This window comes from Spongiactinospora rosea, assembly GCF_003315795.1.
Classification (GTDB): Bacteria; Actinomycetota; Actinomycetes; order Streptosporangiales; family Streptosporangiaceae; genus Spongiactinospora; species Spongiactinospora rosea.
In genome coordinates, this window is the sequence record NZ_QMEY01000006.1 from 96,829 (window position 1) to 118,322 (window position 21,494).

18 protein-coding genes are annotated in these 21,494 nt (G+C 73.1%); 11 read left to right on the forward strand and 7 right to left on the reverse strand.

Features of this window, described 5'->3' with window-relative positions:
- The first annotated feature begins 49 nt into the window (after nucleotides 1-49).
- From DP939_RS16635 to DP939_RS16680, 10 genes are all read left to right on the forward strand, one after another.
- Nucleotides 50-1,249, forward strand: a complete 1,200-nt coding sequence (locus DP939_RS16635; RefSeq protein WP_113981621.1) for an ROK family transcriptional regulator — start codon at nucleotides 50-52, stop codon at nucleotides 1,247-1,249.
- A 158-nt stretch (nucleotides 1,250-1,407) separates the two neighbouring features.
- Entirely contained in the window at nucleotides 1,408-2,718 is a 1,311-nt protein-coding gene (locus DP939_RS16640) for a 6-phospho-beta-glucosidase (RefSeq protein ID WP_113981622.1), read from the forward strand.
- Nucleotides 2,715-3,674 (forward strand): N-acetylglucosamine kinase, encoded by a 960-nt coding sequence (locus DP939_RS16645; RefSeq protein WP_113981623.1) that lies wholly within the window; start codon nucleotides 2,715-2,717, stop codon nucleotides 3,672-3,674. The genes DP939_RS16640 and DP939_RS16645 overlap by 4 nt, the downstream gene beginning before the upstream one ends.
- A gap of 42 nt (nucleotides 3,675-3,716) precedes the next feature.
- Nucleotides 3,717-4,091: a YciI family protein gene (locus DP939_RS16650; protein ID WP_113981624.1), complete on the forward strand. Its 375-nt coding sequence runs from the start codon at nucleotides 3,717-3,719 to the stop codon at nucleotides 4,089-4,091.
- 714 nt (nucleotides 4,092-4,805) lie between these two features.
- A complete protein-coding gene (locus DP939_RS16655; RefSeq protein WP_147268021.1) occupies nucleotides 4,806-5,309 on the forward strand; it encodes a MarR family winged helix-turn-helix transcriptional regulator in 504 nt (167 codons plus the stop codon).
- A 369-nt stretch (nucleotides 5,310-5,678) separates the two neighbouring features.
- Nucleotides 5,679-9,383 (forward strand): nitrate reductase subunit alpha, encoded by a 3,705-nt coding sequence (locus tag DP939_RS16660; protein ID WP_113981626.1) that lies wholly within the window; start codon nucleotides 5,679-5,681, stop codon nucleotides 9,381-9,383.
- Nucleotides 9,383-10,984 (forward strand): nitrate reductase subunit beta, encoded by a 1,602-nt coding sequence (gene narH / locus DP939_RS16665; RefSeq protein WP_225878293.1) that lies wholly within the window; start codon nucleotides 9,383-9,385, stop codon nucleotides 10,982-10,984. The genes DP939_RS16660 and narH overlap by 1 nt, the downstream gene beginning before the upstream one ends.
- Nucleotides 10,981-11,601, forward strand: coding sequence for a nitrate reductase molybdenum cofactor assembly chaperone (narJ, locus tag DP939_RS16670; RefSeq protein WP_113981627.1), 621 nt, complete (start codon nucleotides 10,981-10,983; stop codon nucleotides 11,599-11,601). The genes narH and narJ overlap by 4 nt, the downstream gene beginning before the upstream one ends.
- Nucleotides 11,598-12,311 (forward strand): respiratory nitrate reductase subunit gamma, encoded by a 714-nt coding sequence (gene narI / locus DP939_RS16675; RefSeq protein WP_113981628.1) that lies wholly within the window; start codon nucleotides 11,598-11,600, stop codon nucleotides 12,309-12,311. The genes narJ and narI overlap by 4 nt, the downstream gene beginning before the upstream one ends.
- A gap of 4 nt (nucleotides 12,312-12,315) precedes the next feature.
- The gene (locus DP939_RS16680; protein ID WP_199565207.1) at nucleotides 12,316-13,260 is read left to right on the forward strand and encodes an HPP family protein; all 945 of its coding nucleotides are present in this window, start codon (nucleotides 12,316-12,318) and stop codon (nucleotides 13,258-13,260) included.
- 19 nt (nucleotides 13,261-13,279) lie between these two features.
- Here the strand turns inward: DP939_RS16680 and DP939_RS16685 are convergent, their stop codons facing one another.
- The 6 genes from DP939_RS16685 to DP939_RS16710 all read right to left on the reverse strand — a co-directional run bounded on the left by DP939_RS16685 (nucleotide 13,280) and on the right by DP939_RS16710 (nucleotide 18,391).
- Nucleotides 13,280-14,464, reverse strand: a complete 1,185-nt coding sequence (locus tag DP939_RS16685) for a cytochrome P450 (RefSeq protein WP_113981629.1) — start codon at nucleotides 14,462-14,464, stop codon at nucleotides 13,280-13,282.
- An 83-nt stretch (nucleotides 14,465-14,547) separates the two neighbouring features.
- Entirely contained in the window at nucleotides 14,548-15,417 is an 870-nt protein-coding gene (locus DP939_RS16690) for an ABC transporter ATP-binding protein (RefSeq protein ID WP_113981630.1), read from the reverse strand.
- A gap of 1 nt (nucleotide 15,418) precedes the next feature.
- A complete protein-coding gene (locus tag DP939_RS16695) occupies nucleotides 15,419-16,195 on the reverse strand; it encodes a hypothetical protein (RefSeq protein WP_147268022.1) in 777 nt (258 codons plus the stop codon).
- A complete protein-coding gene (locus tag DP939_RS16700) occupies nucleotides 16,192-16,881 on the reverse strand; it encodes a hypothetical protein (protein WP_113981632.1) in 690 nt (229 codons plus the stop codon). Before DP939_RS16700 ends, DP939_RS16695 begins: the two co-directional genes overlap by 4 nt.
- Nucleotides 16,878-17,750 carry a hypothetical protein gene (locus DP939_RS16705; protein ID WP_113981633.1) on the reverse strand — a complete coding sequence of 291 codons (873 nt, stop codon included), beginning with the start codon at nucleotides 17,748-17,750 and terminating at the stop codon, nucleotides 16,878-16,880. Before DP939_RS16705 ends, DP939_RS16700 begins: the two co-directional genes overlap by 4 nt.
- Nucleotides 17,747-18,391 (reverse strand): RNA polymerase sigma factor, encoded by a 645-nt coding sequence (locus DP939_RS16710; protein ID WP_225878294.1) that lies wholly within the window; start codon nucleotides 18,389-18,391, stop codon nucleotides 17,747-17,749. The genes DP939_RS16705 and DP939_RS16710 overlap by 4 nt, the downstream gene beginning before the upstream one ends.
- A gap of 455 nt (nucleotides 18,392-18,846) precedes the next feature.
- On the opposite strand from DP939_RS16710, the gene DP939_RS45445 reads away from it, so the two are divergent.
- Complete coding sequence (locus tag DP939_RS45445; RefSeq protein ID WP_147268023.1) at nucleotides 18,847-19,812, forward strand: bacteriocin fulvocin C-related protein; 966 nt, start codon at nucleotides 18,847-18,849, stop codon at nucleotides 19,810-19,812.
- Between the two features lie 24 nt (nucleotides 19,813-19,836).
- Here DP939_RS45445 and DP939_RS16720 read toward each other — a convergent pair whose 3' ends face one another.
- On the reverse strand, nucleotides 19,837-21,306 hold the full coding sequence (locus tag DP939_RS16720; protein WP_225878295.1) for a helix-turn-helix transcriptional regulator: 1,470 nt from the start codon (nucleotides 21,304-21,306) through the stop codon (nucleotides 19,837-19,839).
- Between the last annotated feature and the right edge of the window lie 188 nt (nucleotides 21,307-21,494).

Genomic DNA, 21,494 nt, shown 5'->3' on the forward strand with positions numbered 1-21,494 from the left:
TTTCTCACGGTGGGCAGGCGCCGGCGTCCGGCCTACGGCAGGTGACCGGGTGACCGCGCCCGCTCCCGGCACGCCCAGCCTGCTGCGGGCGATCAACGACCGGGCGGCGCTGAACGCGCTGCTGGAGCGCGGCCCGCTGACCCGCCCGGAGATCGGCGCGATCACCGGGCTGTCCAAGCCGACCGCCTCTCAGATGCTGGCCAGGCTGAGCGCGGCCGGGCTGGTGGTGCTGGACGGGGTGCGGGAGGGCATGCCGGGCCGTACGGCGGAGCTGTACCGCCTCAACCCGGCCGCCGGTTACGTGGCGGCGCTGGACGTCACCCACACGCGGATAGAGTCGGCGATCACCGACATCACCGGCTCCGTCGTCGGCGAGCACCGGCTGAGCACCCCGCGCGAGCGCGGCGACGTGGTGGCCAAGGTCCGCGAGGCGCTGCGCGGCGCGCGTGCGGCGGCGCCCGGCGCGCCCGCCCCGCGCCGGGTGGTGATCGGCATCCAGGGCGCGCTCGATCCGGGCAGCGGGCGGCTGGGATACGCGGCGCACATCCCCGGGTGGCACGTCCCCGATCTGCTGGCCACGCTCGGCGAGGGCCTGGGATTGCCGGTGGACGTGGAGAACGACGTCAATCTGGTGGCGCTGGCCGAGCGGCGGCACGGGGTGGCGCGCGGCCACCACGACTTCGTGCTCTTGTGGGGCGATTCGGGGCTCGGTTCGGCGCTGGTGCTCGGCGGGCGGCTGCACCGGGGGGCCACCGGAGGCGCGGGCGAGGTCGGGTACATGCCGGCGCTCGGCGCGCCGACCATGCGCGAGTCCGGGCGGCACGCCACGCACGGCTTCCAGGCGCTGAGCGGCGGCCCTGCGGTGCGGGCGGTGCTGCGCGCGCACGGCGTGCGCGGGGCGACCCCGGCCCAGGCGGTGGCCGGCGCGGTGCGGGCGGCCGGTGAGGGCGACGAGCGGGCCGCGCGCGGCCTGGCCGAGGTCGCCTCCCGGCTGGCGGTGGGGCTGGCCTCGGTGGTGGCCGTGGTCGACCCGGAGATCGTGGTGCTGACCGGCGGCATGCTGCTGGCCGGTGGCGAGCGGCTGCGCGCGCTCATCGAACGCGAGCTGCACGCCCTCACCCTGCCCCGGCCGCCGCTGCGGCTGTCCACGCTGGAGGGCAACCCGGTGCTGGCCGGGGCCGTGGAGCTGGGCCTGGACAAGGTCCGCGAGGAGGTCTTCGGCGCGGTCGCGGGCGGTTCGCCGTCGTGAGGCGGCCTCCCGCCGGGGCCCGCGCGTAGTCACAGGTTGGTTGCGAGGACCGCCGTCGACTTGACGGCGGTCCTTTCGCTGTCTAGTTTCCTCGGATTAGGAAAGTTTCTTAACTGAATGGGGTGTGGAGGCGACGTGACCCTGGCGGGAGCGACCCGGTGAAGCTGGCCGTCATCGGGGGCGGCTCGACGTACACCCCGGAGCTGATCGACGGGTTCGCCCGGCTGCGTGACACGCTGCCGATCGGCGAGATCGCCCTCATCGATCCCGATCCGCACCGGCTCGCGCTGGTGGCGGGCATGTCCGCCCGGATGCTGGCCCGCGCGGGGCACCCGGCGCGGATCACCACCGACAGCGATCCGGGGCGCGGCGCGGCGGGCGCGCAGGCCGTGCTGGTGCAGTTGCGCGTCGGCGGGCAGGCCGCCAGGCACGTCGATGAGACGCTGCCGCTGGACTGCGGCTGTGTGGGGCAGGAGACCACCGGCGCGGGCGGGCTGGCCAAGGCGCTGCGGACCGTCCCGGTGGTCCTGGACATCGCCGAACGCGTCGCCAAGGCCGCCCCGGACGCCTGGATCATCGACTTCACCAACCCCGTCGGGATCGTCACCCGCGCGCTGCTGGACGCCGGGCACCGCGCCATCGGCCTGTGCAACGTGGCGATCGGCTTTCAGCGCCGCTTCGCCGCGCTGCTCGGCGCCGACCCCGGCCGCATCTCCCTGGACCACATCGGGCTCAACCACCTGACCTGGGAACGGTCGGTCCTGCTGGACGGCCGCGAGGTACTGCCCGGCCTGCTGGAAGGGCACGGCGAGGAGATCGCCGCCTCGGTGGGGCTGCCCGCCGCGCTGCTGCGCCGCCTGGGCCTGGTGCCCTCCTACTACCTGCGCTACTTCTACGAGCACGACGCGGTGGTGGCCGAACAGCGCCAGGCGCCCCCCAGGGCCGCCGCGGTGGCCGAGATCGAATCCCGCCTCCTGGAGATCTACGCCGACCCGGCCGCCGACACCAAGCCCGGCCTGCTGGCCGGTCGCGGCGGCGCGTACTACTCCGAGGCGGCCGTGGACCTCATCGCCGCGCTGCTCGGGCAGGCCCCCGCTCGGCTGGTGGTCAACCTCCGCAACGCCGGCACGCTGCCGTTCCTGCCCGATGAGACGGTCATCGAGGTACCGGCGCAGGTCGGGCCGGACGGCGCCGTCCCGCTGCCGATACGGCCCGTCCCGCCGCTGCTGTCCGGGCTGATCGCGCACGTCGCCGCCTATGAGGACCTGGCGCGCGAGGCGGCGCTGCACGGCGGCGCCGACCGGGTGACCGACGCGCTGCTGGCCCATCCGCTGATCGGGCAGGCGTCGCTGGCCGCCGACCTGGCCGCACGCCTCATCGAGGCCGGGCGCGACCACCTGCCGTGGGCCGCCGCCGGCACCGTTGACAGCACCGTTGACAGCACCGTCGACGGGGGGAGCCTGCCGTGAGGACCGTGCTGGCCATCGACGGCGGCAACAGCAAGACCGATGTGGCGCTGGTCGGCGAGGACGGCTCGGTGCTGGCCAGGGGCCGGGGCGGCGGCTTCCAGCCGCAGAGCACCGGGGTGACGGCCGCGGTGGAGGAGGTGCGGCGCACGCTGGCGGCGCTCCTGCCCGGCCCGCCCCCCTACGCCGACCATGTGGCCGCCTACCTGGCCGGGGCCGACCTGCCAGTGGAGGAGGAGGCGCTGCGCACGGAGATGCTGGCCCGCGGCCTGGCGCCGGAGGTCGTCGTCGGCAACGACACGTTCGCGCTGCTGCGCGCCGGGGCCTCGGGCCCGTGGGGCGTCGCGGTGGCCTGCGGGGCGGGCGTCAACGCCGTGGGCGTGTCCCCCACCGGCGAGGTGGCCAGATTCCCCGCGCTCGGCCGGATCACCGGGGACTGGGGCGGCGGGATCGGGCTGGGCGAGGAGACGCTGTGGCACGCCGTACGGGCCGAGGACGGCAGAGGCCCGGCGACCGCGCTGGCCGAGGTGGTCCGCACCTGGTTCGGCATGGCCAGCGTCAATGACGTGGCGCTCGCGCTGCACTTCGGAAAGCTGTCGCCGGACCGGCTGATCGAACTGGCCCGCCCGCTGCTGCTGGCCGCCCGCGACGGTGACGCGGTCGCGATGTCGCTGGTGGAACGGCAGGCGCAGGAGGTCATCGTGCTCGCCGAGGTGGCCATGCGGCGGCTGGACCTGCTGGGCACGCCCACCGAGGTGGTGCTCGGCGGCGGCGTGCTGACCGCCCGCGACCCGCTGCTGTCCGGCCTGATCGAGAACGGCCTGGCGCGGTGCGCCCCGCACGCCAAGATCGTGGTGGTGGACGTGCCGCCGATCGCCGGGGCCGCGCTGCTCGGCCTGGACCGGATCGGCGCCGGCCAGTCCGCCAAGGACCGGGTGCGGTACGAGCTGGGGAGCTGAGCCGGGCCCGGCGCACCCGGACATGCGGTAAAAGAGTGGGCTATGCGATACATGATCACCATTCGCGTCACCGCCCAGCCGGATGCCCCGCCCCCGGCCGAGCTGATGCGGGCCATCGCCACCCTGGGCGAGGAGGCCGCCAAAGCCGGCGCGCTGCTGGACAACGGCGGGCTGGCCCCCAGCGCGCAGGGCGCCAGGATCGAGCTGAGCGGCGGCCGCATGAGCGTCGCCGACGGCCCGTTCCCCGATGTCGACGAACTGACCGGCTACGCCGTCTACCAGGTCGCGGGCAAGGACGAGGCGATCGAGTGGGGGTCGCGCTTCCTGGCGCTGCACCGCGACCTGTGGCCGGGCTGGGAGGGGCGGGCCGACGTACTGCGGATCTTCGGCCCCGAGGACTTCGGCACCCGCGGCTGAGGCACCGTCCGCCCAGGTACGACCCCGCGGGCCGGGAAGGGCCATCAGTGCCACGACGGGCACCGGCGGCGGGAGGCGACATGACCCGCCCACGGGCCTCCCTGTACGGCCATGCGGGTCGCCCCGCTGGGGGCGCGATTCGCCGTGCGCCGTGGCGCAGGCCGGGCCCCACACCCGCCTGAAGGCCACGGAGGGCACGCTCGCTACGGGCATCTTCATCGGCCGGATCTCGGCCCACGTGCCGCGTGGCACGCGCCCTGCCCACCGTCACCGCCCGCGACACCGTGCCCTTCACACTGAACCTTTTTCAACCTCAGGTTCGCCGGTCAGAGGCGGTAGGCGAGATGCCGTATCCGTATGACCAGGCGCCCTGCCAGGGCGCCGGGCCCGGTCCGAGCTCGGCGGAGGCACCCCTGACCTGGTCCAGGCGACCGGTCGAAAAAGGTTCACTGCGGGCCACCCGATGAGCGTCCCTTTACCCGGGTGACCGCGGGAAAGGGGCGGGCCGGAACTTCAACACAAGGCAAGGGTGGCGCCGACGAACCGGGGCGGGTGGCCTGGCGGCCGTATTCTGGCGTGCCCCGGCGCGAATTCCCGGTGCCGCTCGCCTCGAAAGGTTCACGAGGAAGTCATGAGACCATTCATCGAACGGACAAAAATCCACCCCCATTCTTCGCGTAACGGACTTATCCACCGGAAAGGTGGGTGACCGCGGTGCCGTTCAGCAGGATCGGCGGCGAGGCCGGACCCGACGCCGCGCATGATGCCGGGCATGACGCCGAACACGACTCGGCCTGGATGGTGGAAGAGGCGTCCCTGGTCCTGGTCGAGGTGACGCTGGACGCCGTGGCGCACATGGGCGACCTGTCGCTGACCGCGCTCCGGCTGCTGCTGGCGGCCGACCGGCATGGGCCGCTCAACCTCAGCCGGCTGGCCGCCCAGCTCGGCATGTCCCCCTCGGCGACCGGGCGCATGGTGGACCGGCTGGCCGGTTCGGGGCTGCTGACCCGCTACCCGGCCACGCACAGCAGGCGTGAGATCCGGATCGAGGTGACCGCCGAGGGCCTGCGCGTGCTGGAGCGGCTGCGCTCGGCGCGGCGGCGGCGCATCGGCCTGGCGCTGCGCCACCTGACGCCCGAGGGACGCCGCCTGCTCACCCACGTCCTGCAGGAGTTCACCGAGATCGTGTCCCGGCAGGACGACGAACGGTTCGCCTGATTCGCACCAATCGCCCGGAAAGCCGGGATCACCATTAATTACGGCCCGCATTATCAGCAAATGGTGGGCCATCCGGATTTCAGGCCCGGAAATCGGCCTTTCGCCGTGCCGCCGGCGACGCCATCGGCCGCCGCGGCCATCACCTGCGCACTTTTCGGCAGATCCGCGAGCCGGATTTCGGGCCGAGATGAATACACTGACCAGTGAATAGATTCCCCATGTCAACAGTTGCATGGTAGAAATCGTTCTTCGACGAGCGCCGTCACAACATGTCAACATCAGCTTCAGCTTCACTTCGGACATCGGCCGGATCCGGCCCGGTGGCCGCGTGTGAGACGTGGCCTCGGGGGCCACAGGAAGGTCATCGACATGTTCGGACGTGGGAATGTGAGCCGGGCACTGGCCGAGCGGGCGGCCGACGCCGCCGCCCAGCGGCTGCTGGAGGCGGGCAAGCTGCTGCGGCGCAGCGACACGACACCCGACCTTCGGGCCCTGTACGGCGACACCGACAGCGTCAATGACACGCCCTACCGAGAACGCTGGGCCCATGACAAGGTGGTCCGCTCCACGCACGGAGTGAACTGCACCGGCTCCTGCTCCTGGAAGGTCTATGTCAAGGACGGCCTGATCACCTGGGAGACCCAGCAGACCGACTACCCGAGCGTCGGCCCGGACCGGCCGGAGTACGAGCCGCGCGGCTGCCCCAGAGGCGCCGCCTTCTCCTGGTACACCTACTCGCCGACCCGCGTGCGCTACCCGCACGCCAGGGGCGTGCTGGTCGAGCTGTACCGCGAGGCCAGGGCCCGGCTGGGCGATCCCGTGGCGGCCTGGGCCGAGATCACCACAGACCCTGACAAACGGGCCCGCTACCAGGGCGCGCGGGGCAAGGGCGGCCTGGTGCGGATCGGCTGGGAGGAGGCCCTGGAGATCGCCGCCGCCGCGCACGTCCACACCATCAAGACCTACGGACCCGACCGGATCGCCGGGTTCTCCCCCATCCCGGCCATGTCCATGGCCTCGCACGCGGTGGGGGCCAGGTTCATGTCGCTGATCGGCGCGCCGATGCTGTCGTTCTACGACTGGTACGCCGACCTGCCGATCGCCTCCCCGCAGGTGTTCGGCGACCAGACCGACGTGCCGGAGTCGGCCGACTGGTGGGACGCGGCCTACCTGATGCTGTGGGGCTCCAACGTCCCGGTCACCCGCACCCCGGACGCCCACTGGATGGCCGAGGCCCGCTACCGCGGCCAGAAGGTGATCGTCGTCTCCCCCGACTACTCCGACGCGGGCAAGTTCGCCGACGAGTGGCTGCACCCGCATCCGGGCACCGACGGCGCGGTGGCCATGGCCATGGGGCACGTGATCTTGACGGAGTTCTTCGTACGCCGCTCGGTGCCCCACTTCACCGGCTACGTCAAGCGCTTCACCGACCTGCCGTTCCTGGTGGAGCTGTCCCCGCGCGTAGACGGCACCCACACCGCGGGCAAGTTCGTCACCGCCGCCGACCTCGACATCGGCACCACCGACGAGGCCGCCGCCTGGCGTCCGGTGCTCATCGACGCCGGCGCCGACGCCCCCGCCGTGCCCAACGGCACGCTCGGCGACCGCTGGAGCGAGCAGGGCGCCGGGCGCTGGAACCTCTCCCTGGACGGCATCGACCCGCTGCTCACCCTGCACCGCGACGGCGGCGAGCACGCCGAGGTGGTCATGCCGCGCTTCGACACCGGCGGCGTGGTACGCCGCGGCGTGCCGGTGCGCCGGATCGCCGGACGCCTGGTGACCACGGTGTTCGACCTGCTGCTCGCCCAGTACGGCGTGGGCCGCCCCGGCCTGCCCGGCCAGTGGCCCGAGGGGTATGACGATCCGTCGCTGCCGTGCACCCCCGCCTGGCAGGAGCAGATCACCTCCGTGCCCGCCGCCACGGTGGCCCGCCTGGCCAGGGAGTTCGCCACCACCGCGGAGAAGACCGGCGGCCGGTCGATGATCGTGATGGGGGCGGGCACCAACCACTGGTTCCACTCCGACACCATCTACCGGTCGTTCCTGTCGCTGCTGCTGCTGACCGGCTGCCAGGGCGTCAACGGCGGCGGCTGGGCGCACTACGTGGGCCAGGAGAAGGTGCGCCCGCTGGGCGGGTGGCAGCAGGTCGCCACGGCCGCCGACTGGGTGCGCCCCTCGCGGCAGATGGCCGGCACCCCGTACTGGTACCTGCACACCGGCCAGTGGCGCTATGAGTCCTTCGGTGCCGAGGCCCTGTCCGGCGCGACGGACAGCGGCCTGTTCGCCGGGCGGCACACCATCGACCTGGTGGCGCAGTCGGCGCGGCTCGGCTGGATGCCCTCCTATCCGACGTTCGCCGCCAACCCGCTCGACCTGGGCCGCCGGGCGCGGGAGAGCGGCCTGGACGCCGCTGACTGGGTGGCCGGGGAGGTCGCCGCCGGGCGGCTCGGGTTCGCCGTCGAGGACCCCGACGCGCCGGAGAACTGGCCGCGGGTACTGACGGTCTGGCGGGCCAACCTGATCGGCTCATCGGCCAAGGGCAACGAGTACTTCCTGCGGCACCTGCTCGGCGCCCAGGACAACGCGAGCGCCGGGGAGGCCCCGCCCGAAGCCCGCCCGCGCGATGTCACCTGGCGCGCCGATGCCCCCCGGGGCAAGCTCGACCTGCTGGTGGCGCTGGACTTCCGGATGACCTCCACCACGCTGTTCGCCGACCTGGTGCTGCCCGCCGCGACCTGGTACGAGAAGCACGACCTGTCCAGCACCGACCTGCACCCGTTCGTGCACGCCTTCTCCCCCGCGATCAGCCCGCCCTGGCAGGCCAGGACCGACTTCGAGATCTTCCACGGGCTGGCCAGGCGGTTCTCCGAACTGGCCGCGGGCCGCCTGGACACCGCCTTGGACCTGGTGGCCACCGCCCTGCAGCACGACACGCCGGAGGAGACGGCGCAGCCCGGCGGCACCGTCCCGGACTGGCGCGACGGGCACGAACCCAGGCCCGGGCGCAACCTGCCCTCCGTGCGCGTCGTGGAACGCGACTACACGGCGGTCGCCGCCAGACTGGGCACGCTCGGGCCGCTGCCGGCGCAGGCCGGGATGCTGGTCAAGGGCGTCAACGTCAAGGCCGGGCCGGAGATCGCCTGGCTGGCCGGCCGCTGCGGGCGGGCCGTGGACCCCCCGGTCGCCGGGCGCCCGCTGCTGGACACCGACGTCAAGCTGTGCGAGGCGATCCTGGCCCTGTCCGGCACCACCAACGGGCGGGTCGCCGCGGCCGGGTTCGCCGCGCTCGCCGAACGGTGCGGCCCCGGCTCCGGGCTCACCGAACTCGGCGCCTCGGTCAGCGAGCGCCGGGTGGTGTTCTCCGACACCCAGGACCGGCCGGTGCCCGCCGGGGCCAGCTTCGAGTGGTCGGGCAAGGAGACCCCGGGCCGCCGCTACGCGCCCTTCACGATCAACACCGAGCACGCCAAACCGTGGCACACCCTCACCGGCCGCCAGCACTTCTACCTCGACCACGACTGGATGGCCGAGTACGGCGAGCAGTTGCCGATCTACCGGCCGCCGCTGGACATGGCCGCCCTCGGCGAGGGGCTGCCCGGCCCGGACGGCGAGGGCCGCGCGGTGACCGTCCGGTACATCACCCCGCACTCCAAGTGGTCGATCCACTCGGAGTACCAGGAGAACCTGCTCATGCAGACCCTGGCCAGGGGCGGCCCGGTGATCTGGATGAGCGTCGGCGACGCCGAGGCCATCGGCGTCGCCGACAACGACTGGATCGAGGCGGTCAACGCCAACGGCGTCGTGGTGGCCCGCGCGGTGGTCTCCCACCGGATGCCGCCGGGCACGGTCTTCATGTACCACGTGCAGGAGCGCCTGGTGAACGTCCCCCGCAGCCAGGCCACCGGCCGCCGCGGCGGAGTGCACAACGCGCTCACCAAGCTCCTGGTCAAACCCACTCACCTGATCGGCGGATACGGCCAGTTCTCCTTCGCGCCCAACTACTACGGGCCGACCGGCAACCAGCGCGACGCCGTGACCGTGATCCGCCGCCGTTCCCAGGAGGTGACCTACTGATGCGCGTGATGGCGCAGATCGCCATGGTCATGAACCTCGACAAGTGCATCGGCTGCCACACCTGCTCGGTCACCTGCAAGCAGACCTGGACCAACCGGGCGGGCACCGAGTACGTGTGGTTCAACAACGTCGAGACCCGCCCCGGCCAGGGCTACCCGCGCGGCTATGAGGACCAGGACCGCTGGAAGGGCGGCTGGCGGCTGCGCAACGGGCGGCTGGTGCCCCGCGCGGGCGGCCGGGCGCGGCGGCTGGCCCGCCTGTTCGCCAACCCCGACCTGCCGCTGATCGACGACTACTACCAGCCGTGGACCTACGACTACGAGAACCTCACCAACGCCCCGCTCGGCGACGACGTGCCGACCGCGCCGCCGCGCTCGCTGATCGACGGCCGCCCCACCTCGATCACCTGGGGCCCGAACTGGGACGACGACCTGGGCGGCGGCCCTGAGCACCTGGCCGGCGACCCGGTGCTGCGCAAGGTCTCCCACGACGTCAAACTCGACTACGAGAACTCGTTCATGTTCTACCTGCCGCGGATCTGCGAGCACTGCCTCAACCCCTCGTGCGTGGCGGCGTGCCCGTCCGGCGCGATGTACAAGCGGTTCGAGGACGGCATCGTGCTGGTGGACCAGGACCGCTGCCGCGGCTGGCGGATGTGCGTCACCGGCTGCCCCTACAAGAAGGTGTACTTCAACCACCAGACCGGCAAGGCCGAGAAGTGCACGATGTGCTACCCGCGGATCGAGGCCGGGGAGCCCACCGTGTGCTCGGAGACCTGTGTCGGGCGCCTGCGCTACCTCGGGGTGATGCTGTACGACGCCGACCGGGTGGGGCGGGCCGCCGCCGTGCCCGACGAGCGCGACCTGTACCCGGCCCAGCTCGGCTGCTTCCTGGACCCCGGCGACCCGGAGGTGGCCGCCGCCGCCGAGGCGTCCGGCATCCCGCACGACTGGGTGCTGGCCGCCCGCCGCTCGCCGGTGTACGCGCTGATCACCCGCTACCGGGTGGCGCTGCCGCTGCATCCGGAGTTTCGGACCATGCCGATGGTCTGGTACGTGCCGCCGCTGTCGCCGGTGGTGGACGCCCTCACCGCGACCGGCCACGACGGCGAGGACGCCGCCAACCTGTTCGGCGCGGTCGGCTCGCTGCGCATCCCGCTGTCCTACCTGGCCGAGCTGTTCACCGCCGGTGACACGGTACCGGTGGAGGCGGCCCTGCTGCGGCTGGCCGCGATGCGCTCGTACATGCGCGCGATCAACCTGGGCGAGGAGCCCGACCCCCGCGCCGCCGAGGACGTCGGGATGAGCGGCGCCCAGATCGAGGACATGTACCGGCTGCTGGCGCTGGCAAAGTACGACGAGCGCTACGTCATCCCCACCGCCTACGGAGGCGCGGCCGGGCACTCGAAGGACCCCGGCGGATGCAGCCTGGACGTCCCCGGCGGGCCCGGCATGCTGGAACACGCCGCCCCGGCCGGTTCGGTGGCCTCCTTCCACGGCGAGTCCGACGAGCGGCTGCGCGGCCGGGTCAACCTGCTCAACTGGGACGGCAAGGGCACGCCCAGCGGCCTGTTCCCGCCGCGCCCCGGGGAGCAGACGTGACCGCCCCGGCCGTGCACCAGGCGGCGTCCCTGCTGTTGTGCTACCCGGGCGAGGGCTGGGAGCGCACCCGCGACCTGGTCGCGGCGGCGCTCGCGCCGCTGCCCGGCGAGGCGGCGGCGGCGCTGCGCCGGTTCTGCGCCGCCGCCGCGCGGTCCTCGCCGCTGGAGCTGGGCACCCGCTACGTGGCCACCTTCGACCGCACCCGCCGCCGCACCCTGCACATGACCTACTACATCGACGGCGACACCCGCCGCCGCGGCATGTCGCTGGCCCGCATCAAGGCCCTGTACCGGGCCCACGGCTGGCGGCCGGAGGAGGCCGAGCTGCCCGACTTCCTGCCGCTGATGCTGGAGTTCGCCGCCCGCTGTCCCGACCCCGGCACCGCCCTGCTGCACCGGCACCGCGCCGGCCTGGACCTGCTGGGCGCAGCGCTCGCCTCCTACGGCAGCGCCTACGCCGACGTGGTGCTCGCGGTCACCGAGACCCTTGGTGAACCGTCCGCCGAGCAGCGCCGCCTCGCCCAGGCCATCGCCGAGGAGGGGCCGCCCGCCGAGAGCGTCGGGCCGGCCCCCTTCACCATGGCCCACGACCCCGCCGCACAAGGAGCCCGCACATGAGACACCTGGAGATCGCGGTGTGGGGGGTCCTGCCGTACGTGGTCCTCGCCTGGTTCGTGGCGGGTACCGTCTGGCGCTTCCGCCACGACCGTTTCGGCCTGACCACCCGTTCCAGCCAGGTCCACGAGAGCCGCCTGCTGAGCGTGGGCGGCCCGCTGTTCCACTACGGGCTGCTGTTCGTGATCGCCGGGCACGCCGTCGGGCTGCTCGTCCCCGAATCGCTGACCCTGCGCATGCACATCGGCGAGTCCCTCTACCGCCTCAACGCCCTGGTCGTGGGCGGTCTGGCGGGAGCGGCGGCGGTGGCGGGGCTGGCCGTGCTGCTGTGGCGGCGGCTGCGCATCCGGGCGATCCGCCAGGCCACCAGCCGCAGCGACCGGGTGGTCTACCCGGTGCTGGCCGCCGTCCTGCTGGCCGGGCTGTGGACGACCCTGACCGGGTCCAGCGGGGCCTACGACTACCGCCTCGGCGTGTCGGTGTGGTTCCGGAGCCTGTTCATGCTGGAGCCCGACGTGCCGGCCATGGCCCACGCCCCGCTGACCTTCCAGGTGCACGCCCTGCTGGCGATGGCCCTGCTCGCGCTGTGGCCGTTCAGCCGGCTGGTGCACGCCTTCGCCGCCCCGCTGGGCTACCTGATCCGCCCCTACGTCGTCTACCGGCACCGCGGCGGCGCGCAGCGCGCCGCCGCCGGACGGCACCCCGTCCGGTGACGGCGTGGACACCCTCGTTCCGGCGATCCGCGCCGCCGGGTCACGCGGCCGGATCGCGCTCCTCACCTGCCTGCAGGCCGGGGTCTGCATCGCCGTGCCGGCCGTGGTGGCGTGGGTCAGCGGACAGCCGTTCGTGTTCCCCTCCCTCGGCCCGACCGTCTACCTGGCCCTGACCGCCTTCTCCACTCCCGCGGCCAGCCCGCGCAACACCCTGGCCGGGCACCTGATCAGCGCGAGCGCCGGATACCTCGCGCTGACCGCGACCGGCCTGACCGAGAGCGGGCCTGACCTGTCGCACATCGACGCCCACCGGGTGGCCGCGGTCGTCATCGCGCTTGCGCTGACCTCGGCGGGGATGCTGCTCGGCAACGTGTCCCACCCGCCCGGCGGCGCGACGACCCTGATCATCGCGCTGGGCTTCCTGCACACGCCCGCCCAGCTGGCGATCTTGATGGCGGCGGTCGCCACCACGACCGGCGTGCTCATCACGATCAACCGGCTGTCCGGGCGTCCCTATCCGCTGTGGGCCCGCTTCCGGGCCCGCGGCGAGGCGCCCCCGCCCGCACCGGCGGCGTCGCCGGCGCTACCGGTGCCTCCCGTACGCCGGTCGGCGGCCGATGTGGCCTGCCGGGAGGCGGCGCAGGCGCTGGTGGCGGCCATGACCACGACGATGTGGCCGCTGGCCGCGACCCGCGCCGTTCACCTGCTCGGGCGCGGCGACCCCGAGCGGGAGGCCCGCCTCGCCGTACGGCTGGCCACCGCCCGCTCCGCGGTGATCGGCCCCGGCCCCAACGGCAGATCCTCCATCGTGGACCAGTGGACCGCCGAATTCCGGGCCCTGGCTCGCGATGAGAAGGTCACGGCGATCACCGTGTCGATGTTCACCGACGCGCTGACCTCCCTGCTGGTGACCTTCACCGCGGCACGCAACGGCCGCCCGCGGCGGTGAGCCGCGGGCGGCCGGACGGTCACCAGGTGACCGGCAGCGCGCTCAGCGGCCGGGTGAGCTGGTGCTCCTCGAACCGCAGGCCGGCCGGTTCGACGGCCAGGCGCAGGCCGGGGAAGCGGGCGGAAAGGCCGGTGAGCGCCGCCTTGAGTTCCATACGGGCCAGCGGGGCGCCGATGCAGTAGCGCGCGCCCTGGCCGAAGGTGAGGTGGGCCGGGCCCTCGCGGGTCACGTCGAACCGGTCGGCGTCGGCGAAGATCGCCCCGTCGTGGTTGGCCGCGCCGGTGTCCAGCACGACCAGGTCTCCGGTCTCGATGCGCACACCGGCGACCTCGAAGCCGGTGCGCGCGTAGCGGGGGATGCCGCCGTTGCCGCCCAGCCTCGGCGCGCGCAGGACCTCCTCCACGGCCCCGTCGATGGCCGCCGGGTCGGTCGCCAGCCGCTCCCACTGCCCGGGGGTGGCCAGCAGCCACAGCACGCCGAAGCCGATCGCGGCCACGGTCGTCTCGTGCCCGGCGAACAGCAGGCTCATCGCCAGCTCGGCGGCCTCCTGGTCATCGACGCCCTCGGTGGCGGCCAGCCGGGAGATCACGTCGGCGTCGGGGTCGCCCCCGGCGCGTTTGCGCGCCACCAGCTCCATGCCGTAGGCGACTAGGTCGGCGTACCCCTGCCGGGAGCGGGCCTGGTCGCGGGTGTCGGCGGCGGCCTGGCTCCAGGCGCGGAAGGCGGGGCGGTCGGCGTAGGGCACGCCCAGCAGTTCGCAGATGACCGCGATGGGCAGCGGCAGCGCCAGCACGGCGTGCAGGTCGGCGGGCGGACCGGCGGCGGCCAGATCGTCCAGCAGGCCCTCGGTGAGGGCGTCGACCCGGCCGCGCAGGGCGCGCAGGCGTCCGGGGGCGAAGTGGGGACGCAGCAGCGAACGCATCCGGTCGTGCTCGGCCCGCTCGCTTTCTACGCCGCCCCTCGGGCCGCCGAACATCACCGACCGCCCGATGCGCGAGGCGTGTTCGGGGTCGGGGTGGGAGCGGCCGAGACGGTCGTCGTCCAGCAGGGCGCGTACCTGCGGATAGCCGGTCACCAGCCATGCCGGGTCCCCGGTCGCGGTGGTGATGGCGTGGATCGGGGCCTTCGCCTGCATGTCGCGCAGCAACGGCGGCGGCAGCAGCGGGCCGGGCTGGTCGAAGGGCATCCGGGGCGGAGCGTGCATGGCTTCCTCCGTGAGGGGACGGCGGTCGCGTACTCACACGTAACGAACACTACGTCGCCGTGCCGCGCCCGGCGGCGGCGACCTCAGCACGGGGCGGCCTCCATCAGCGCGAGGTAGCCGTCTTCGAGGGTGGGGCTGGCCGGCTCGGCGTGCGGGTGCGGCGCGGCGGCGGCGATCAGCCGGTAGCGGGTACCGGCGCCCTCGGGCACCGCGGCGACGATCCGGCCCTCGGCGGGGGCGGGACCGGACGTGGTGAGGTTCCACACCCGCCCGGCCGCCTGGGACACCAGTTCGCCCGTCGCGCCCTGGAAGACCAGCCGCCCCTTGGCCAGTACCGCAAGGTCGCGGCAGGTCTGCGCGACGTCCTCCACGATGTGGGTGCTGAGCAGGACCGTGCGGTCACCGGCGAGCTGGGACAGCATGGTGCGAAACCGGATGCGCTCCTCGGGGTCCAGGCCGGTGGTGGGCTCATCGACGATCAGCAGCCGCGGGTCGGCCAGCAGCGCCTGGGCGATGCCGACCCGGCGCAGCATCCCGCCGGAGAACCCGCGAAGCTTCCGGTCGGCGTGCTCGCCCAGCGCGACGACCTCCAGGAGTTCGCCGATCCTGCGCCGCCGCGCCGAACGCGCGTCCAGGCCCTTGAGCAGGGCGATGTAGTCCAGGAAGCGGCGGGCGGTCAGGTCGGGGTAGACGCCGAGGTCCTGCGGAAGATAGCCGAGGGTGCGCTGCACGGCGACGCGCCCGGCGGGGGTGGTGATGTCGTGCCCGCCGAGCACGACCCGGCCCGAGGTGGGCCGCAGCAGCCCGGCCAGGATGCGCATCAGCGTGGTCTTGCCCGCGCCGTTGGAGCCGAGCAGGCCGTACATGCCGAGCGGTACGTCCAGGTCGACCCCGTCGATGGCGCGGACCTTGCCCCGGTAGACCTTGGTCAGCTTGGAGATCTGGATGCGCATGTCAGGACTCACTCCGGATGGCGTGCAGGCGGACCAGGACGAGCATGGCCGCGGCCAGGGCGAACATCACGCCCACCCACAACGCGGCCGACTGCGGGGTGGCCTCGGGGCGCAGCACGTCGAGCGCCGCCCGCGGCCGGGGGCCGAAGCCGCCCTCGAACCAGCCGTGCACGGCGTACTCGCCGGTGGCCGACAACACCGTGTGCGACAGCGTCGGCATCATCGTGACCGGGATCAGGTTGCCCCAGAACCAGTAGGCCACGAACAGCACCCGGAACAGCAGCGGCGGCACCAGCAGCGGCCCGGCGAAGGCGAGCGCCCCCAGGAACGCCAGCCCCGGGGTGATGACGCCCGCGAAGACCACCAGCGACCAGCCGAGCGCGGCGGCCTCGCCCTCGATGACGGCGTACCCGGCGGCCCGGCCCAGGAAGATCACCAGGAACGGCGTGGCCGTCGCGGCGCACACCCCGAGGTACTTGCCGAGCAGCCGTGCGGTGCGGCCCGCCGGGATCGCGTCCAGCACGCCGTCCACGCCGAGCGCCCGGTCCCGCCCCGGCCGGTCGGCGATCATGCAGCCGTAGACCATGGGCAGCACGGCGATGAGGATGTCGGCGGCGGTGAGCATCGCCGACCTGGGGTCGCCAGGGTCGCGTGCGCCCAGGTCCAGCGACCAGAACGGCAGCACGGCGGCGGTCACCGCGAAGACCAGCAGGTAGACCAGCCACAGGGTGGGGCGGCGGACCTGCATCAGGTACTCGTAGCGCATCGTGGCGGTCATTCGGCGGCGCCCCGCAAGATACGCTCGGGCCTGCCCAGCAGCACCCAGGCCGCAAGGCCCATCGGCACCGCGCTCGCCAGCAGCGCCACCCGGTTGGCCGGCCAGTCCGGGACGGGCCCGCGCGTGGTGGCGAACAGGAACACATGCCGCAGCACCCGGTCCTCCACCAGGAACCCCGCGAAGACCTGCTGGAACGTCCACAGGAAGCCGATCAGTGTGGTGGCCGCCGCGACGCTGCGGAACATCGCGGCGGTGCAGGCCCCCAGGGCGGCGGTCCACAGCGCCGGGGACAGCCACACCAGTTGCCCGGACGGGCCGGTGAACGCCGGGTCCCACCAGCCGGTGGCCATCAGCAGCAGCGAACAGCCGGCGGCGCACACCGCCGCCCAGCACACCACCACCGCGACGCGCCGCGCCACGGCGACGCGGTAGGCCGAGGGGCAGGTCAGCCGGAGTTCGGCGGCCCGGTCGCGGCCGGTCAGCGTGGCCGCCGCGACGCCGGTCAGCAGCGGCAGGCCCATCTCGGCCGCGCCCATCAGGAACCAGCGGGTGTTCTCCTGCGCCGAGCCGATCCGCGTGCCGAAGGCGGCCAGCAGCAGCATCGCGGCGACCAGGACGAGCGGGCCGAGCAGCGCCGGAAGTCCGGCCCGCCGGGCCTCGTGCGCCCACAGCGCGAACGGCCTCACGGCGACCGGGTGGCGCCGGGGACGCGCAGCGGCTCGATCCTGCCGGTGAGCAGCACGGCGGTCGCCGCGAGCAGCGCCGCCAGCCCCAAGGTGACCGGCACGTTCTCCCACACCTGCCCGAAGACGGCCGGTACCGGAAGCCCGGTGCGGGCGAGCATCGGCAGGCTCCACACCACCAGGGCGACCGCGATCGCGCCGTCGGCGCGCCACCACACCGAAAGCAGCAGGCTGAGCGCGGCCAGCAGCGCGGCCGGGCCGAGCCAGACCAGGACCAGGCCGCACAGTCCCTGCGGCGCCGCGCCCAGCACGGTCAGCAGCGCCGAACCGAGCAGCGCCACCACGAGATCGAAGCCGAACAGGCAGGTCACCCTGGCCAGCAGGATCACCCGCGGCGAGGTGGGGGTGGCCCTGACCAGCTCGAACGCCTTGTCGCGGTCCGGGCTGTGCAGCCCGGCGACGCCGAACCCGGTGACCAGCGGCACGGCCAGCCCGAGCAGCACCTCGGCCAGCTCGAACCGGACCAGCGCGACCGCCACGCACCCGGCCACCACCAGGAAGGAGGAGAGCAGGACGGCGGTGGACAGCAGCCGGGCCTCCATGACCAGCAGCCGCCAGGCCCGCCGCAGCGCGGGACCCTGGCGCCGCGGCCGGTCCTGCGAGCCGTCGCCGATCCGTTCGCCGAGTTTGGGCCCGGCCCGCTCACCCGTGTAGGGCGGGGCCTCGCCGCATTCGGGGGAGCGCTCGCCGGGGTCGCCGTCGTACCCGCGGGCCAGCGCGGAGGCCAGCAGGACGGCGCGGACCATGTCGGAGGCCGCCGGGGGCTGCGGGATGCCGTCGCGGATGCCCGCGAGTTCGGGCCAGTCGTTCACGCGGGCCCCCTCAGGATCGCGCGGGCATGATGCAGGCGGCTTTTGACGGTGCCGACCGGGATCCCCAGCACTTCGGCGATCTCCCGCTGGGTCAGGTCATGGACCAGCAGCAACACGACGACCTCGCGATGCGGCAGCGGCAGCCGGGCCAGCGCGGACTGCACCTGGTCGCCGCCGACGGCCAGTTCCTCGGGGCCGGGCAGCGGGTCGGGTCCCTCGCGCGGCTCGGCCGCGATCGGCGGCGGCATGCCGCGCAGCCGGTTGTGCGCCTGCCTGCGCGCCACCCCGAACAGCCAGGTGCTGACGCTGGAGCGCTGCCGGTAGCTCGCCGCCGACAGCCACACGGCCATCACGGTGTCCTGGAGGATCTCCTCTGCCGTCCCGCGGTCGCCGCAGAGCCGATAGAGAAAGGCGAACAGCGGACCGGAATACCGCTCATATAGGTCGGCCAGTGCCCGGGCGTCGCCGTCGGCGATCCTGGCGAGGACGCGGACGTCGCCCGCGGCGGCACGGTCGTCGCGGCGGGCGCGCGCGGCCCGCGCGGGCTGTCCGTCGGAGGCGTGGACCAGCGCCGTCCGCACCCGCGGCCGGTGGTCGATCCGCCCGGCCCACCCCGGCATCTTCTCGGCTCTTCCGTCCATCGCAGGTATGTAGCGGGTCACCGGCACGGAGGTTCACCGATCGTGGATCTCGCCGCGGCGGGTCATCGAAGAGCGCCGGGCGTTAACGACCGGCCCGATTCCATTCGGGGGCGAGCATATCGCCGGCAAAATGCCATAGGAAAATGGAGCGGCGAAATCGCCCCGGCCTGCCTGCCCGGAAATGGCGGCGCGGGTCAGGAGATCACAGAGCGCCACTTTCCTTTTACGCAGCCGTACTGTGACGTGGATCACAATAAATACGGACTGGACTCGTCAGATCATCCGTTGCATCATCAATCGATCACAGAGCCACCAAAAAGGGACCCCGAACGGCACAGGACGCACGTCATGACAACCCATGTCATCGTGCCCGAATCCGCGTGCCCGCACGGCGAACGCCGCCACGGCCGCACGGCGTCCCGCCCGCCGACAACCGACGTTCGGAAAGGACTGTCTTGCGTTCTCCGGACACGCACTGGGTCATGGCGTTCGACGCCTCCTGCCGGCAGTGCCGCACCGTGGCCGACCAGATCGCGCACAGCAGCGATCACCGCGTCCACGTGCTGCCGCTGGACCATCCCGACGTGGCCGGATGGCGCGCCCGGGCCCGCGGCGGCGCCGCACCCGACGCGCCCACGCTGATCAGGGTGGGCCCGGACGCCGTGCACGCCTGGACGGGCCCCGCCATGGCGCTGCGGCTGGCCCTGCGGCTGGGGCCGCGCGCGACCCTGCGTTTCCTGAAAGCGCTGGGCGCCCTCCGCAAAGGCGTTTCGCCGCCCGCGGGCGGGCCGGAGTCCGCCGCTATGGGCAGGGGACAGTTCTTCCGCCTGGCCGGATTGGGCGCGGCGGCGCTGTTCGTCTTCGGAAAGGTCTCCCCCGCCCATGCCGAAACCGGCCGGGCGGCCGAATGGGTACGGGCGAACAATGGCCGCCTCCCCCGGGAGTACTCCCAATTCATCGGCCACGACCTGGCCGTCCGCCGGGCCGTTTACCGCGAACTCACGCCCGCCGAGCGCAGCCGCCTTTGGGTGTCGCACCTACGCGAATACCGCGCCGCGCACCCGGCGTTGACGGCCGCGAAAAACACCGTGCTCGAGGACGCGATCAACGTGGCCGCGCAGGAGCCGGTCTTCGCCGCCGGGGCGGACCCCGCGCTGGACGCCCGGCTCGCGGGGCTGCGGCGGGCCGCCATCGAGGCGTTCGGCCGGGAGGAGGCCCGGGCGCTGCTGGCCACCCTCGGCCCGGCCGGCCCGGTGAGCCCGCCAGGGTCGGCCACCTGCGGGTGTTCCACCCAGGACGACTGGTGCGCCACCGGCAGCTCCTGCCGTGGCTGCGCGAACTGCTCCTACTGCGCCTGCACCTGCACCGCCAGCGGCTGCGGCACGCTGTGGCGCTACCGCTGCAACGGCAACTGCGGCTGAGCCGCCGGCGGGCGGCGGGGCCGGTCAGCCCGCGGCGTGGCGCTCCAGGAAGGAGTAGACGTCGGCCTCATCGACGCCCGGGAAGGAGCCGGGCGGCAGGGCGGCCAGGACGTGGGAGTTGGCGCGGGCCGAGGGCCAGGCGTAGCCCTCCCAGCGCTGGGTCAGCTCCGGCGGCGGGCGGCGGCAGCACTCGCCGTTGGGGCAGGCCGACTTGGTGCGCCGGGTCGTCTCCCGGCCCCGGAACCACCGCGACTCGCGGTACGGCACGCCCAGCGTGATCGCGAAGTCCCGTTCCCGCGAGGGGTCCACGTGCGCCATGCAGAAGTAGGTGCCGGTGGCGGAGTCGGAGTACTGGTAGAAGACCGAGAACTTGTCCGGCGACTGGAAGACCTGCCGCCCCGACCAGCGCAGGCACATCCGCTGGCCCTCGATGGCCCCCTGCTCGTCGGCGGGGAAGACGATGCCGTCGTTCTCGTAGGCCTTGTAGATGATCCCGCCGGCGTCGTTGCGGACGAAGTGGCACACCAGGTCCAGGTGGTGGGTGGCCAGGTTGGTGAACCGGTGGGCGGCCATCTCGTAGGAGACGGCGAAGACGTCGCGCAGGTCTTCCACCGACAGCGCGCGGTCCTCCTTGGCCTCGCGCAGGTAGGCCGCCGCCGCGTCCTCGGGCACCAGCAGGGCCGCGGCGAAGTAGTTGGCCTCGGTGCGCTGGCGCAGGAAGTCGGCGAAGTCGCGCGGCCGGTGGTGGCCGAGCGCCAGATGACCGAGGGTCTGCAGCAGGATCGTGCGCGGGCTGTGCATGCCCAGCTGCTCGTTCTTGACGTAGATCCGCCGGTTGCGCTGGTCGGTGATGGACCGCACGGTCCGCGGCAGGTCCTGGGCGGTGTGCACCGTGTACCCGAAGTGGGTGACCAGCGCCTGTACGGTGCTCTGCGACATCGCGCCGGTGCGGTAGCCGACCGCCGACAGCGCCTCGGCCGCGGCCTTCTCGATCTCGGGGAAGTAGTTGTCCCGCTCGCGCTGTTTGCGGCGCAGCTCGGCGTTGGCGGCCCTGGCCTCCTCCGGCGTGGCGGTGCCCCTGGCCTCGCGGGAGCGCAGCTCCTCGTACAGGGCCAGGATGTGCTCCAGGACGTCGTTGGGCACCCGCGCGGAGACCTTGAGGCGGGGCAGGCCGAGCCGGGTGTAGATCGGGTCGCGCTGGGCCTCCTCCAGCGCGATCTCCAGCTGGGCCCGGCGGTTGGGGGCCTGGCGGCGCAGTAGTTCCTCCACCGGGACGTTGAGCGCGGCGGCCAGGGACTTCAGCAGCGACAGCTTGGGCTCGCGTTTGCCGTTCTCCAGCAGGGACAGCTGGCTGGGTGCGCGGCTGACCCGCCCGCCCAGGTCGGACAGGGTGAGCCCGCGCTGTTTACGCAGGTGGCGCAACCGCTGCCCGAACGCGATGAGATCAAGCTCCTGCGTCAAAGAAAGCGGTTCTTCGCTCACCAAGGGTGCCATGCACCGATCCTAAGCGAAATTTCGGCGCATCTTCCACTCCCGCCGGGCGTCCTGCGTGCCTGCCATCGGATTGGTCTAGTCCATAGCGGAAACTTACTATTTCTTCACCGCCCAAGGCAGCCCAATCTTCCTGATAAGAGAAGATCTGACGTTCTTTCGCCCAGCAGGTCTGTTAACAGGTCCGGCAA

Excerpts from the sequence above, each read along its gene's own strand:
- DP939_RS16685 (WP_113981629.1), bottom strand. The coding sequence starts at position 14,464 with ATGCACGCTCCGCCCCGGATGCCCTTCGACCAGCCCGGCCCGCTGCTG.
- narH (WP_225878293.1), top strand. The coding sequence starts at position 9,383 with ATGCGCGTGATGGCGCAGATCGCCATGGTCATGAACCTCGACAAGTGC.
- DP939_RS16690 (WP_113981630.1), bottom strand. The coding sequence starts at position 15,417 with ATGCGCATCCAGATCTCCAAGCTGACCAAGGTCTACCGGGGCAAGGTC.
- DP939_RS16720 (WP_225878295.1), bottom strand. The coding sequence starts at position 21,306 with ATGGCACCCTTGGTGAGCGAAGAACCGCTTTCTTTGACGCAGGAGCTT.
- DP939_RS16695 (WP_147268022.1), bottom strand. The coding sequence starts at position 16,195 with ATGACCGCCACGATGCGCTACGAGTACCTGATGCAGGTCCGCCGCCCC.
- DP939_RS16660 (WP_113981626.1), top strand. The coding sequence starts at position 5,679 with ATGTTCGGACGTGGGAATGTGAGCCGGGCACTGGCCGAGCGGGCGGCC.
- DP939_RS16650 (WP_113981624.1), top strand. The coding sequence starts at position 3,717 with ATGCGATACATGATCACCATTCGCGTCACCGCCCAGCCGGATGCCCCG.
- narI (WP_113981628.1), top strand. The coding sequence starts at position 11,598 with ATGAGACACCTGGAGATCGCGGTGTGGGGGGTCCTGCCGTACGTGGTC.
- DP939_RS16710 (WP_225878294.1), bottom strand. The coding sequence starts at position 18,391 with ATGGACGGAAGAGCCGAGAAGATGCCGGGGTGGGCCGGGCGGATCGAC.